Source organism: Embleya hyalina, assembly GCF_003967355.1.
GTDB classification, from domain to species: domain Bacteria; phylum Actinomycetota; class Actinomycetes; order Streptomycetales; family Streptomycetaceae; genus Embleya; species Embleya hyalina.
This window is the reverse complement of the sequence record NZ_BIFH01000015.1, coordinates 279,016-294,374: the sequence shown is the minus strand read 5'-3', so window position 1 is coordinate 294,374 and position 15,359 is coordinate 279,016. Positions and strand designations below refer to the sequence as shown.

Sequence of the window (15,359 nt, the reverse complement as noted above, 5' to 3'; positions counted from 1 at the left end):
CGATTCGGGGCTGAGGCTGAGGATGACGGAGAGCAAAGCGATGGCAAAAAACCGGGGCACTGTCCTTCCGCTCACCGCGGCGCAGGCCGAGATCTGGTTCGACGAGCGGTTCGCCACCGGCCCGCTGGCCTACAACATGGCGGACTACATCGAACTGCGCGGGCCACTCGACGTCGAGTTGCTCGTACAGGCGATGCACCGCCTCGCCGACGAGGCCGAGGGAGTGCGCGCGCAATTCCTCGAAGAGGACGGCGTGCCAGGGCAGATCATTCGTCCACTCGCGCAACTCCCGCTCAAGATCTTCGACTTCAGCGGCAGGACCGAGCCGCTGGCCGCCGCCGAGCGGTGGATGCGCGCCGACCACGCCGAGCCCCTGAAGGTCACCGACTTCCCGCTGTACCGGGGCGCGCTGATCAAGCTGGGACCCGAGCACCACCTGCTCTACCTGTGCATGCACCACATCCTCATCGACGGCTACAGCCGCGTGCTCCTCTACCCGAGGCTCGCCGAGCTCTACACCCGGCTCGCCGCCGGCACAGCCGATTCGACGGAGGACCCCGGCGCCATCCCGGCGTTCCACCGCCTCCTGGACGCCGAGCGCGAATACCGCGATTCGGCGCTGGTCGAGCGGGACCGTACCTACTGGACGCAGCGCCTCACCTCCGGCGCGCACGGGCCGGCGCCCGAGCTCGTCTCCCTCTCCGAGGAGGAGCCCGCCCCCGGACGCGGTGCGCTGCGCCACACCTCGCGCCTCTCCCGCGAGGCCACCGACGCGCTGCGTGCCCTGGCCCAGGACGGCAAGGTCACCATGCCGGTCCTGATGGTCGCCGCGATGGCCGCCTACACCCAGCGGGTCACCGGTGTCGCCGGGCCGCTGCTCACCCTGCCGGTGACCGGTCGCGTCGGCGCCATCAGCCGCCGGATTCCCGGCATGCTCGCCAACTACCTGCCGCTCGCCGTGCGGGTGAGCCCGGAGATGACCCGTACCCAGCTGCTGCGCCGGGCCTGGGTGGAGGTGGCGAGCGCCCTCAAACACCAGCGCTACCGCGGCGACCGCATCCGCCGCGACATCGGCCTGCGCACCGACGACCAGCGCGCTTTCGGGCCGTTCATCAACGTTCTCAACCAGGACCCGGAGCTCGCCTTCTCCGACGACTGCAGCGGCCTGGTGGTCAATCTGTCCACCGGCATCGTCAAGGACCTCATCATGACGGTCCTCAACACGGCCGACGGCACGATGGAGATCCACCTCGACGGCAACCCCGAGCTGTACGGCTCCACGGAACTCGCCACCCATCTCGCCCGTTTCGAGACCTTCCTGGCCGCCCTCGCCGCCATGCCCGCCGACCAGCCGCTCGGCCGGGTCGGCCTGGGCGCGTCCGGTGAGCTGCTCGGCCTGCTCGGCGAGTGGGACCCCGCCGGCGAAGGGGAGGCGGACGAAGGCCTCGTCGAACGAATACGTGCCGTGGCGGCGGAAACGCCCGATGCCGTGGCCGTGTCCGACGGCGCGGAGAGCGTCACTTATCGCGAGTTGGTTACGCGCGTCGCGGGCGTCTCCGTCCGGCTGGCGGAGACCGGGGTGTCGGCGGGTTCGGTGGTGGCGATGTTCGCCGATCCCGGGGTGCCGTTCGTGGTGGGTGTGCTGGGTGTGTTGGGGGCGGGTGGCGCGTATCTGCCGCTCGACCCGGCGGCGCCCGCCGCCCGCAACGGCGCGCTGCTGCGGGACAGCGGCGCCGGCCATCTGCTCGTGGGCGCCGGATACGAGGCGTCGGGCGCCGAGCTCGCCGGCTCGGTGACCACCGCCCCGATCACGGTCGTGGGCCCGGAGGACGCGCCGACTCCCCGCGATCTGCCGGCGTGCGTCGGCGTCGGGTCGGATCTGGCGTACGTGATGTTCACGTCGGGCTCCACCGGTCGCCCCAAGGGCGCCATGGTGCAGCGGTCGGGCATGCTCAACCACCTGTGGGCCAAGGTCGCCGACCTCGACCTCGGCGCCGGTGAGACCGTCGTGCAGAACGCGCCCCTCACCTTCGACGTGTCGGTGTGGCAGATGTTCGCGCCGCTGGTCGTCGGCGGTCGGGTCCGGGTCTGCGGCACCGACATGGCGGCCGACCCCACCGCCCTGTTCGCCCTGGTCCGCGACGAACGGGTCGCGGTCCTCGAGGTCGTCCCCTCGCTGTTGCGCGCGGCCCTGGATGCCTGGGACATCGAGGGCGCCGTCCCCGAACTGCCGGATCTGCGTTGGCTGATGACCACGGGGGAGGCCCTGCCGGTCGATCTGTGCCGCCGCTGGCACGCCCGCCACCCGCACATCCCGCTGATGAACGCGTACGGGCCCACGGAGTGCTCCGACGACGTGACGCACGCCGTGGTCACCGCCACCGACACCCTCGACCTACGGGTGCCGATCGGCACGGCGGTGCGCAACACCCGGCTGTACGTGCTGGGTGACGAGCTGCGGCCGGTTCCCGCCGGCGTCCCGGGCGAGTTGTACGTCGGCGGCGCCGGTGTGGGACGCGGATACCTCCACGATCCCGCCCGTACCGCCGCCACGTTCGTGGTCGATCCGTTCGCGGGTGCCGGTGCCCGGATGTATCGCACCGGCGACCGGGTCGTGCAACGCGCGGACGGGCAGCTGGAGTTCATCGAGCGCCGCGACCACCAGATCAAGATCCGCGGGCGGCGCGTGGAGACCGGTGAGATCGAGGCCGCCATCCGCTCCCTGGACACGGTCGCCGACGCCGCCGTCGCGGTGTTGCCCGACGCGTCCGGCAACCCCCGCCTGGTCGGCTACCTCACCGGGCCCGGTGTGGACGCCGGCCGGATTCGGGCCGAGCTGGCCCAACTCCTGCCCGCGTACATGATTCCCGCGTCCTGGGTGGTGCTGGACGCGATGCCGCTCACCTCGAACGGCAAGCTCGACCGCAAGGCCCTGCCCTCGCCCACCACCGCCGACCGGGACACCGCGCGCGGCCCGCGCAACGAGAACGAACGTCTGCTGTGCACCATCTTCGGCGACGTCCTGGGCCTCACCCACGTCGGTATCGACGACGACTTCTTCACCCTGGGCGGCGACAGCATCCGCTCGATCCAACTCGTCAGCCGCGCCCGCAAGGCCGGTCTCGCCCTCACCACCCGCGACATCTTCACCCACAAGACGGCCGCCGCCCTCGCACAGGCGGCGGGCCGGGTCGACACCGAGGCCGCGAGCACCGCCGGCGCGGATGCGGGCGAGTCGGGCAGCGGCCCGTACGAACTCACGCCGATCATGGCCCAGTTGCACGACGACACCGGCAGCCTCACCGGGCCGGTCGTCAAGTACAGCCAGCACGTGGTGGTGCGCGTTCCCGCAGACCTCGACACCGACCGGCTCGACGCGGCCCTGCACGCGCTGGTCGACCACCACGACGCGCTGCGCACCCGGGCCACCGAACCGGCCCCGGGGCTGTGGCGGACGGAGATCCTGGAGCCGGGCGCGCTCTCCGGCGAACGCCTGGTCATCGCCGTCCAGGGCCTCGACGGCGGTGCGGACGCCGAGGACGTCCTCGGGTACACCGAGCGGCAGGCGGCCGCGGCCCGCGCCCGGCTCGACCCCGCCGGCGCCGTCATGGTCCAGGCGGTGCTGATCGACGCCGGGCCCGACGCCGACACCGCCTGGCTGGTGCTCTGCGCCCACCACCTCGTCATCGACGGCGTGTCGTGGCGCATCCTGCTGCCCGACCTGGCCGCCGCCTACGAGGCGCTCGACGCCGGCCGCGCCCCGGCCCTCGACCCCGTCGGCACCTCGTACCGCGGCTGGTCGAAACGGCTCGCCGAGCAGGCCCGCACCCAGGTGCGTGGGCCCGAACTCGCTCTGTGGCAGGGCATCCTGGCCGGACCCGACCCGCTGGTCGGCACCCACCGGCTCGATCCCGCCACGGATGTGTACGGCACCCGGCGCACCCTCCGCCTCGAACTGGGCCCCGAGGTCACCGGGCCGCTGCTCACGGACGTCCCCGCGGCCTTCCACGCGGAGGTCAACGACGTCCTGCTGACCGGTCTCGCGCTCGCCGTCGCCGACTGGCGCCGGCGGCACGGCCACGCCCAGTACGCGCAGACCCTCATCGAACTGGAGGGCCACGGCCGCGAGCAGCTCGGCGACGACCTCGACCTGTCCCGCACCGTCGGCTGGTTCACCAGCGCCTTCCCGGTGCGCCTGGACGCCGGCGCGCTCGACTGGGACGAGGTGTGGGTGGGCGGTCCCGCCCTGTCCACGGTCCTCAAGCGGATCAAGGAGCAACTGCGCGCGCTGCCCGACCGCGGCGTCGGCTACGGCCTGTTGCGCTACCTCAACCCGCACGCCGCCCGCACCCTCGTCGGCCGGAACCGGCCGCAGATCGGCTTCAACTACATGGGCCGCTTCGACGCCGGGGAGTCCCGGCTGTGGGAGCCCATCGGCGGCAACGGCGTCGTCGGCACCGGCGCGCACCCGGGCATGCCGCTGCCGCACCTGCTCGACGTCACCCCGGCGACCGAGGACCGCCACGACGGACCGCACCTGATCGCCAACTGGGCGTGGGCGGGCCGGACCGTGTCCGAGGAGGACGCCCAGGACATCGCGCAGACCTGGTTCCGCGCCCTGGAACTGCTCGCCCGACACGCCGGCGCCCCGGGCGCGGGCGGCCTCACCCCGTCCGACCTGCCGCTGGTGGAGCCGGCGCAGGACGAGATCGAGGAGTACGAGGCCGAGTTCGCGCGGACCGGCACGGTCCTCGCGGACGTCCTGCCGCTCACCCCGCTGCAGCAGGGCATGCTCTTCCACGCCGACTACGACACCGCGGGCGGGACGGAGGCCGAGGACGACGCGGACGCGGTGGACGTCTACACGCTGCAGATCGTCGCGGACATCGAGGGCTACCTCGACCCCGCCGTGCTGCGGGCCGCGGGCCAGGCGCTGCTCGATCGGCATCCGAATCTACGCGCCTCGTTCCGGGCCCGCGCCGCCGGCGAACCCGTACAGCTCATCCCGCGGCACGCCGAACTGCCCTGGCAGGAAATCGACCTGACGGATCTTCCGGAGTCCGCCAGGGCCGCCGCCCTGGACCGGATCGCCGACGCCGAGCGCGCCCGTCGCTTCGATCTCGCGGCCCCGCCGCTGCTGCGCTTCACGCTGGTCACCCACGGCGAGGACCGGCACCGCTTCATCTGGACCAGCCACCACATCCTCGTCGACGGCTGGTCGATGCCGCTGCTGGTACGGGAGCTGTTCACGCTGTGCGCGACCGGCGCGGACGTCGCGCTGTCGACCGACCCGGCCCCCTACCGCTCCTATCTCGCCTGGCTGACCGCGCAGGACCGGGAGGCGGCCAAGGCGGCCTGGCACGCGGTGCTCGCCGACGTGGCCGAACCCACCCTGCTCGTCCCGGGCGATCGCGATCACGCCCCGATGTTGCCCGACTCGGTGCGGGCCGAGGTGCCTCGTGAGCTGACGGCCGCCCTGTCCGAGTGGGCGCGCGACCAGGGGCTGACCCTCAACATCGTGGTGCAGGGTTGCTGGGCGCTGTTGCTCGGCCGGCTCACCGGCCGCCAGGACGTCGTCTTCGGCGCCGTCACCTCCGGCCGCCCCGCCGAGGTCCCGGACGTCGAGTCGATGATCGGCATGTTCCTCACCACCGTGCCGGTCCGCGCCCGGCTGCACCCCGGCGCCACCCTCGCGGAACTGCTGCACGCTCTCCAGGACCAGCAGACCGCGCTGCTCCCGCACGAACACCTCGGCCTCGCCGAGATCCACAAGGCCGCCGGTCTCGCCGGCGAGGTCTTCGACACCGTGGTGCTCTTCGAGAACTTCCCGCTGGACGAGAACGGCCTCGACACCGGTGCCGACGGCCCGCGTGTGGTGCGCGCCGAGGCCAGGGACGCCCGCCACCATCCGCTGAGCATGGTGGTCTTCCCCGGCGACGCCCTGAGCCTGCGCCTGGACTACGCGCCGGACCGGTTCACCCCGGACGACGTCGAGCGGATCGCGGTGATCTTCCAACACCTGCTGCGCACGGTCGCGGAGCGGCCCGAACTGCTGCTCGCCCGGGTCGATGTGACCGCCCCGGCGACCGCGGCCGGGTCCGGTACGCCCGGTGAGCTCGGTGGGCTGCTCGGCGAGTGGGACCCGTCGATCACCGAGGAGAGCCTCGGGGTCGTCGAGCGGGTGCGGGCGGTGGCCGCCCGCATCCCCGACGAGATCGCCGTGTCGGACGGCACCACATCGCTCACCTATGGGGAGCTGGTCGCCGCGGCCGGTGGACTGTCCGTCCGGCTGGCGAAGGTCGGGGTGTCGGCGGGTTCAGTGGTGGCGATGTTCGCCGATCCCGGGGTGCCGTTCGTGGTGGGTGTGCTGGGTGTGTTGGGAGCGGGTGGCGCGTACCTGCCGCTCGACCCGGACGCGCCCGCCGCCCGCAACACCTCCCTGCTCGGGGACAGCGGCGCCGGCCATCTGCTCGTGGGCGCGGGATACGAGGCGTCGGGCGCCGAGCTCGCCGGCTCGGTGACCACCGTCCCCGTCGCGGTCGTCGACCTGGAGATCGCGCCGATCCCCGGCGATCTGCCGGCGTGCGTCGGCGTCGGGTCGGATCTGGCGTACGTGATGTTCACGTCGGGGTCCACCGGTCGTCCCAAGGGGGCGATGGTGCAGCGGTCGGGCATGCTCAACCACCTGTGGGCCAAGGTCGCCGACCTCGACCTCGCGGCCGGTGAGACCGTCGTGCAGAACGCCCCGTTGACGTTCGACGTGTCGGTGTGGCAGATGTTCGCGCCGCTGGTCGTCGGTGGTCGGGTCCGGGTCTGCGGCACCGACATGGCGGCCGACCCGGCCGCCCTGTTCGCGGTGGCCCGCGAGGAACGGGTCGCCGTGCTGGAGGTCGTCCCCTCCCTGCTGCGGGCGGCGCTGGACGCGTGGGACGTCGAAGGTGCCGCTCCGGAACTGCCGGATCTGCGTTGGCTGATGACCACGGGGGAGGCCCTGCCGGTCGATCTGTGCCGCCGCTGGCACGCCCGTCACCCCAAGGTCCCGTTGATGAACGCGTACGGGCCGACGGAGTGCTCCGACGACGTGACGCACGCCGTGGTCACCGCCTCCGACATCCTCGGGTCGCGGGTGCCGATCGGTACGGCCGTGCGCAATACCCGGCTGTACGTGCTGGGTGACGAGCTGCGGCCGGTTCCGGCCGGTGTGCCGGGCGAGTTGTACGTCGGCGGTGCCGGTGTCGGGCGCGGATACCTCCACGACTCGGCCCGTACCGCCGCCACGTTCGTGGTCGATCCGTTCGCGGGTGCCGGTGCCCGGATGTATCGCACCGGCGACCGGGTCGTGCAACGCGCGGACGGTCAACTGGAGTTCATCGAGCGCCGCGACCACCAGATCAAGATCCGCGGGCGGCGCGTGGAGACCGGTGAGATCGAGGCCGCCATCCGCTCCCTGGACACGGTGACCGACGCCGCCGTCGCGGTGTTGCCCGACGCCTCGGGCAATCCGCGTCTGGTGGGTTATCTCACCGGGCCCGGGGTCGACGCCGCGAGGGTGCGCGGGGAACTCGCGCAACTGTTGCCCGCGTACATGATCCCCGCGTCCTGGGTGGTGCTGGACGCGATGCCGCTCACCTCGAACGGCAAGCTCGACCGCAAGGCCCTGCCCTCGCCCGGCACCGCCGACCGGGACACCGCGCGCGGCCCGCGCAACGAGAACGAACGTCTGCTGTGCGGCATCCTCGGCGATGTCCTGGGCCTGGCCGATGTCGGCATCGACGACGACTTCTTCACCCTGGGCGGCGACAGCATCCGCTCGATCCAACTCGTCAGCCGCGCCCGTAAAGCCGGTCTCGCCCTGACCACCCGCGACATCTTCACCCACAAGACGGCCGCCGCCCTCGCACAGATCGCCGCCGAACAGGAACAGGACGGTCCCGAACGCGCCGCCGTGGAGCCCGAGGGCAGCCTGATCTCCCTCTCCGACGAGGAACTGGCCGATCTCGAATTCGAGTTGAATGAGGAATTGTCGTGACGACCGCTCCCGGAGCCGGGTCGAAGATCAGCGAAGTACTGCCGCTCTCACCGCTGCAACAGGGGCTGCTGTTCCTGTCCTCGTACGACCCGGCGGCACCCGACCTCTACACGCTCCAGTTCGTCGCGGACATCGACGGCCGGGACGCGGACGACGGCCCTGGGCTCGCCACTCGGCTGCGTGCGGCGTCGGCGACGCTGCTGAGCCGACATTCGAACCTGCGGGCCTGCTTCCGCAATCGCAAAAGCGGCGAACCCGTCCAGGTCGTGCTCAAGGAGAGCGAGGTCGAACCGGACTGGCACTTCCGGGACCTGACGGAGCTGCCCGAGGCCGCGCGGGAGGCCGAGGCGCGGCGGCTCGCGCACGAGGACCGGCTGCGCCGGTTCGACCTCGCGCGTCCGCCGCTGATGCGGTTCACGCTGATCCGGCTCGGCGAGCGGCACCACCGGCTGCTGTGGTCGGTGCACCACATCCTCATGGACGGCTGGTCCTTCCCGCTCGCCGTCCACGAGTTGTTGCTCCTCGGCGCGCGGGGCGACCGGGCGGCGCTGCCCGCGCCCGTGCCGTACCGTTCCTTCCTGACCTGGCTGAACGACCGCGACCGGGACGCGGCGCGGGCGGCGTGGACCGGGCTGCTCGACGGCCTCGAAGGACCCGTTCGGGTGCTTCCCGACGCGGGCCGGGCACTCGAACCGCCCTCGTCCGTCGAGCACGTCCTGTCACCGGAGTGCACGGCGGCGCTCGTCGGGTGGGCACGCGGGCAGGGCCTGACCCTCAACAGCGTGGTGCAGGGCTGCTGGGCGCTGCTGGTCGGCCGGCTCACCGGCCGCCAAGACGTCGTCTTCGGCGTCGTGACCTCCGGCCGCCCCGCCGAGGTCCCGGACGTCGAGTCGATGATCGGGCTCTTCGCCAACACCCTGCCCGTGCGCGCCGACCTGCGCCCGGACCTGAGGGCGAGCGAGCTGTTCCGGGCGCTGGCCCGGCAGCAGATCGAGATGATGCCGCACGAGCACCTGCCGCTCGCCGAGGCGCAGGCCGCCTCCGGCATCCAGGGCGAACTCTTCGACACCGTGCTCGCCTTCCAGAACTACCCGCTGGACGGGGAGACCCTGCGCCGCGAGTTCGGCGGTGCGGTGAACGCGGCCGAGATGCACTCGGCCACCCACTACCCGTTGAGCCTGACGGTGTTCCCCGGCGAGCGCCTTGATCTCCGACTCGCCTACAAGGAATCGACGTTGGGCCAGGGCGGCGAGGCGGCCGCCCGGGCTGCCGCGCGAGGGGTCCTGGACCGCTTCGTCCGTATCCTCGAGGAGGTCGCGGACGAACCGGAGACGCTCCTCGCCCGCCTCGGTGCGCCGGGCCCCGTCGAGCGTGCGCGCCTTCTCACCGAGTGGAGCGGCGCGTCGGCCGCTCCTCAAGAGCCCGTGCGCCGCACCACCATCCCGGCGCTCTTCGCCGCGCAGGCCGCACGCACACCCGACGCCGTCGCGGTCACCGTGCCCGGGACCGAGGGGCCCGGCGGCTCCCTCACCTACCGGGAGCTGGATGCCCGCGCGAATCGACTCGCCCACCTGATCGCCGCGCGGGGCGCGGGGCCCGAGACGTTCGTGGCCCTCGCGCTCCCGCGCGGCGCGGAGCTGATCGTCGCGGTCCTCGCCGTCCTCAAGGCCGGTGCGGCCTATCTGCCCCTCGAACCGGGTCACCCGGCGGACCGGATCACCTACGTACTGCGCGACGCGCGCCCGGCGCTCCTGCTGACCGGCGCCGACGCGGGGCTGCCGGAGCTGCCCGACGCGCCGGCCGTGGAGTGCGTCGACCTCGGGGCCGAGGAGACCTCGGCCGCGCTCGCCGCCTGCCCGGACACGGACCCGGGTGTCCGCGCGGATCCGGAGCACCCCGCGTACGTCATCTACACCTCCGGTTCCACCGGCCGTCCCAAGGGCGTGGTGGTACCGCATCACAACGTGGTGCGGTTGCTGGACGCCACCGACGACCGGTTCGGCTTCGGGCCCGACGACGTGTGGACCCTCTTCCACTCCATCGCCTTCGACTTCACGGTGTGGGAGCTGTGGGGCGCGCTGTTGCGCGGCGGGCGCCTGGTCGTCGTGCCGTACGACGTCTCGCGTTCCCCCGGCGCGTTTTTGGACCTGCTCGCCAAAGAGGGGGTCACCGTCCTCAATCAGACGCCGTCCGCGTTCTATCAGCTGATCCGCGCCGACGTGGAGCGCCCGCGCGAACTGGCGCTGCGTCGTGTGGTGTTCGGTGGCGAGGCGCTCGATGTCGGCAAGCTCGCCGACTGGTACGCCCGGCACGCCTCCGACCGGCCGCTCCTGGTCAACATGTACGGGATCACCGAGACGACGGTGCACGTCAGCTACCAGGAGCTGGCGGCCTCGACGGCGGCCGGCAACGGTGGCAGCGTGATCGGGCGCGGCATCGCGGACCTGCGGGTGTACCTGCTCGACGGCGCCCTCCAGCCCGTACCGGCGGGCGTGCCCGGTGAGCTGTACGTCGCCGGTCCCGGCCTGGCGCGCGGTTATCTGGGGCGCCCCGACCTGACGGCGGCGCGCTTCGTGGCCTGCCCGTTCGAGGCCGAGGGCGCCCGCATGTACCGAAGCGGGGACCTGGGCCGGTGGCGATCCGACGGCACCCTCGAATACCTGGGGCGCGCCGACGAGCAGGTGCAACTGCGCGGATTCCGGATCGAGCCGGGCGAGATCGCCACCGTGCTCGGCCGGCACCCGAGCGTCGCAGAGGCGGCCGTGGTCGCCCGCGAGGACCGGCCCGGCGACCAGCGCCTGGTCGCGTACGTGGTGCTGCGCGACGACGCGGGCGACGGCCCGGAGGCGGTGGCCGAACCGGGAGCGGAACTGCGGGCGTTCGTCGGGGACCGGCTGCCCGACTACATGGTCCCGGCGGCCGTGGTCCGGCTGGCCGCGCTGCCGCTGACCGCCAACGGCAAGCTGGACCGCCGCGCGCTGCCCGCGCCCGAGTACGCCACGTCGGCGAGCGCCCCGCGCACCCGCGAGGAGGAACTGCTCTGCGGCGTCTTCGCCGAGGTGCTCGGGCTCGAACGCGTCGGCGTGGAGGACGACTTCTTCGCGCTCGGCGGCCACTCGCTGCTGGCGACCCGCATCGTCAACCGGGTCCGCGCCGAACTCGGCGCCGAACTGCGGATACGGGACCTGTTCGAGGCCTCGACGCCGGCGCGCCTCGCGCAGCGGGTGCCCGGGGCGGAAATCGGCAGGGCCCCGCTCGTCGCGGGCCCGCGCCCGGCGTCCCTGCCCCTGTCGTACGCGCAGCAGCGGCTGTGGTTCATCGAACGCCTCGGCGCTCCCGACGGCCTCTACAACATCCCGCTGGCGGTCCGACTCTCGGGACCCCTGGACGTCACGGCGCTCCGGGGGGCGCTGCGGGACGTCGTCGCGCGACACGAGGCGCTGCGCACCGTCTTCCCGCCGCGTGCCGCGGCCGCGGACGACGGTGCGGGCCCGGCCGAGCAGCGGGTGCTCGCGCCGACCGACGCCCTCGTCCCGATGCCGGTGAGCGAGACGACCGAGGAGCGCCTGCCCGCCGCGCTCGCCGCCGAGGCGGCGCGCGGCTTCGACCTGGAGACCCACGTCCCGGTGCGGGCGAACCTGTTCGCGCTCGGTCCCGAAGAGCACGTACTGCTGCTGGTGGTGCACCACATCGCGGCCGACTGGTGGTCCCTCGCCCCGCTCACCCGCGACCTGACCGAGTGCTACCGGGCCCGGCGGACCGGGCGAGCGCCGGAACTTCCGCCGCTGCCGGTGCAATACGCGGACTACGCCCTGTGGCAGCGCGAGGTGATCGGCGACGCGGACGATCCGCGCAGCGAGCTCTCTCGCCAACTCGCCTACTGGACCGATGCGTTGGCCGGGCTCCCGGAGGAGCCGGCGCTTCCCTTCGACTTCGTGCGCGGCGCCCGGGCCGGCTTCCGCGGTGGCCACGTGCACACCGCGGTGCCGCAGGCGCTCCGCGGCGACCTGTACCGGCTCGCGGCCGAGTGGGGCGTCAGCGTCTTCATGGTGCTGCACGCCGGGCTCGCGGCGCTGCTCACCCGGTTCGGCGCGGGCACCGACATCGCGCTCGGCAGCCCCGTGGCGGGTCGCACCGACGAGCGCCTCGACGACATGGTCGGCATGTTCGTGAACACGCTGGTGCTGCGCACCGACACCTCGGGCGACCCGAGCCTGCGGGAGTTGGTCGAGCGGGTCAAGGAGTGCGACCTGGCCGCCTATCGGCACCAGGACGTGCCCTTCGAGAAGCTGGTGGAGGTGCTCAACCCCGAGCGCTCGATGTCGCGACACCCGCTGGTCCAGGTGATGCTCGGCTTCCAGCAGGCGGCACCGGGCCCGGACGCGATGACCCCCGCGGACACCGACGCGGGGGTCTCGGTGACGCGGGAGCCCGTGCCGGGGGAGACCGCCAAGTGGGACCTGCTCTTCCAGCTCACCGAGGAGGCGGGGGACGCGGCCGGGCCGAAGTTGTCGCTGGCCGTCGAGTACGCCACCGACCTCTTCGAGCCCGCGACGGCCCGCCGCGTCACCGACGCCTACCTGCGGCTGCTGGCCGCCGCGCTCGCCGAGCCCGGTCGGCGGTTGTCCCGCCTGGACATCGTCGACCCCGTGGAACACGCCGAACTGCTCGCCCTCGGCACCCATCGCATCGGCACCCCGAACACCACGATCACAGAGCTGGTGGCGGCTCGGGTCGCGGCCGCGCCGGACTCCGTGGCCCTGATCCACGCCGAGCCGGGTGCCCCGGAACGGTTGGTCCACGTCACGTACGCCGAACTGGACGCCGCGGCGAACCGCTCGGCCCGCCTGCTGGCCGCCCGCGGCACCCGCCGAGGCGACCTGGTGGCGCTTGTCCTGGAGCGTGGACCGGCCACGGTGATCACGGTGCTGGCGATCGCCAAAGCGGGCGCGGCCTATCTGCCCCTCGATCCGTCGTACCCCGCCGAGCGGGTCCACGACATGCTGACCGACAGCGGTGCCCGCCTGCTCGTGACCCAGGAGTCCCTGGCGAGCCGGGCCGCTCCCGGCGCCGAGCGTGCCGGGGTCGAGGTCGTGGTCCTCGACGCCCCCGACACGCTGGCCGCGTCGGCCGCGCTGCCCGCTTCCCCGGCGCCCGCCGTGGTCGTCGAACCCGACGACCTGCTCTACGTCATCTACACCTCCGGCTCCACCGGAAAGCCCAAGGGCGTCGCCGTCTCGCACCGGGCCGCCGTGCGTCTGGTCCGGGGCCTACCGGAGTTGGCGCCGAGCCCGGACGACACCTTCATGTGCTTCGCGGCGGTGGCCTTCGACGCGTCCACCTTCGAGATCTGGACGCCGCTCACCCACGGCGCCCGGCTGGCGGTCTGCCCGCCGGGGCCCGCGGACCCCGAGACGTTGGAGGCGTTCGTCGACCGGGCGGGGGTGACGGTCGCCTTCCTCACCACCCAGCTCGTCAACACCCTCGCCGACACCCGGCCCCGCGCCATGGCCGCCGTGCGGGCCCTGTTCACCGGCGGCGAGGCGCTGTCCGCGGACCACATCGAGCGGCTGCGGGCCGCGATGCCGGACACCGTCCTCTTCAACGCGTACGGCCCGACGGAGGCCACCACCTTCGCCACCTGGCAGAACACCGCCCTGGTCGGCGGCGGGGCCACCGTGCCCATCGGGCTGCCGATCGGGGACACCTGCGCCTATGTCCTGGACGAGGCACTGGGACTGGTGCCGCGGGGCGTGGTCGGCGAGCTCTACGTGGCGGGCGAGGGCCTTGCCCGCGGGTATCTCGACCGGCCCGGTGCGACCGCCGAGCGCTTCGTGGCCTGCCCGTTCGGGGCGCCGGGGGAGCGGATGTACCGGACGGGCGACCTGGTGCGCTGGGACAGGCACGACCGGATCGATTACGTCGGCCGTGCCGACCAGCAGGTGAAGATCCGCGGCTATCGCGTCGAACTCGGCGAGATCGAGCGTGTTCTGACTGCCCATCAGGGCATTGCGCGGGCCGTCGTGCTGGCCCCCGTCGAGCGCGCGGGCCAGCGCCGCCTGGTCGCTTACGTGGTGCCCGCCCCCGGCTGCCCGAACCCGGAATCGGAGGAGCTGCAACGGCACTTGGCGCGCTTCCTGCCCGGCTACATGGTGCCGGACGGTTTCGTGGCGCTGTCCGAGCTGCCGCTGAACGCCAACGGGAAGCTCGACGTCAAGTCCCTGCCCACCCCCGACCGCCCCCGGGCCGGCGCCGACCGCGCCCCGCAGCGGCCCCGCACCGAGCGGGAAAGGTTGTTGTGCGCGGCGATCGAGGAGGTGCTCGACGTCGGTGACGTGGGCCCGGACGACGGGTTCTTCGCACTGGGCGGGGACAGCCTGAAAGTGATCAGGCTGGTCGACGCCGCCGCCCGCCTCGGGCTGCGGATCGGCCTCGGCGCGGTCTTCGAGCATCGCACCGTCGAGGCCCTCGCCGCGAGCGCGGTCACCGAGGGCGAGGCCGGCGACCCGCTGGGGCCGGTGTTGCCGATCCGGCCGACCGGCGCCAGGCCGCCGCTGTTCTGCGTACACGGCGGCCTGGGCTTCGCCATCCCGTTCGCCGCGCTCGCCGAGCACCTGGACCCGGAGCAGCCCGTCTACGGTCTCCAGGCGCGCGGCATCGCCGAGCCGGGCCCGCTGCCCGAGCACATCGGGGACGTCGCCGACGACTACCTGGCCCGGATCAGGGCCATCCAGCCGACCGGCCCGTACCACCTGCTCGGCTGGTCCTACGGCGGTGTCGTCGCCCACGAGATGGCCGTGCGACTGCGGGCGGCGGGCGAGGAAGTGGCGTACCTGGCGAACCTGGACGCCTACCCCGACGACGCACACGGCGCCTCGCCGAGCGACGAGGAGTTCCTCGCCGATTTCCTGACCGAGGCCGGTGTCGACCCGGCGGGGTTCGACCGGCTCACCCCGCAGGGCGTCGCCGCGCGCCTCGCCCGCGCCGGCGGCCCGCTCGCCGCGTTCGAACAGAGCACCCTGGAGCGCCTGTTGGGCGTCATGCGCAACAACCTGGAGCTGTTCCGGCGCTTCACCCCCGGCCGTTTCGACGGTTGCCCCATGACGCTCTTCGTGGCGAGCGGGGGCGGCGACAGGGGCACACAGGACGAGCGCGCCCTCAAGCTCAAGAGCTGGGAGCCGCACGTCGGCCGGGCCATGCACGCGTACGACGTGGACTGCACCCACCAGCAGATGATGCAACCCGCCCCGGCGGCGGCCATCGGCCGGGCCGTCGAGCACACGCTCGCCGCCCTGGCGGCGACACGTGCCGCGCCCGCGCCCGGCTGACC

Annotated in this window: 2 protein-coding genes; both read left to right on the top strand. The window is 73.1% G+C overall.

What is annotated here, in order from left to right; genetic code table 11:
- Positions 1–40: 40 nt before the first annotated feature.
- Positions 41–8,029 (top strand): non-ribosomal peptide synthetase, encoded by a 7,989-nt coding sequence (locus tag EMA17_RS08940; protein ID WP_126636378.1) that lies wholly within the window; start codon positions 41–43, stop codon positions 8,027–8,029.
- On the top strand, positions 8,026–15,357 hold the full coding sequence (locus EMA17_RS08935; protein WP_126636377.1) for a non-ribosomal peptide synthetase: 7,332 nt from the start codon (positions 8,026–8,028) through the stop codon (positions 15,355–15,357). Before EMA17_RS08940 ends, EMA17_RS08935 begins: the two co-directional genes overlap by 4 nt.
- The last annotated feature ends 2 nt before the right edge of the window (positions 15,358–15,359 follow it).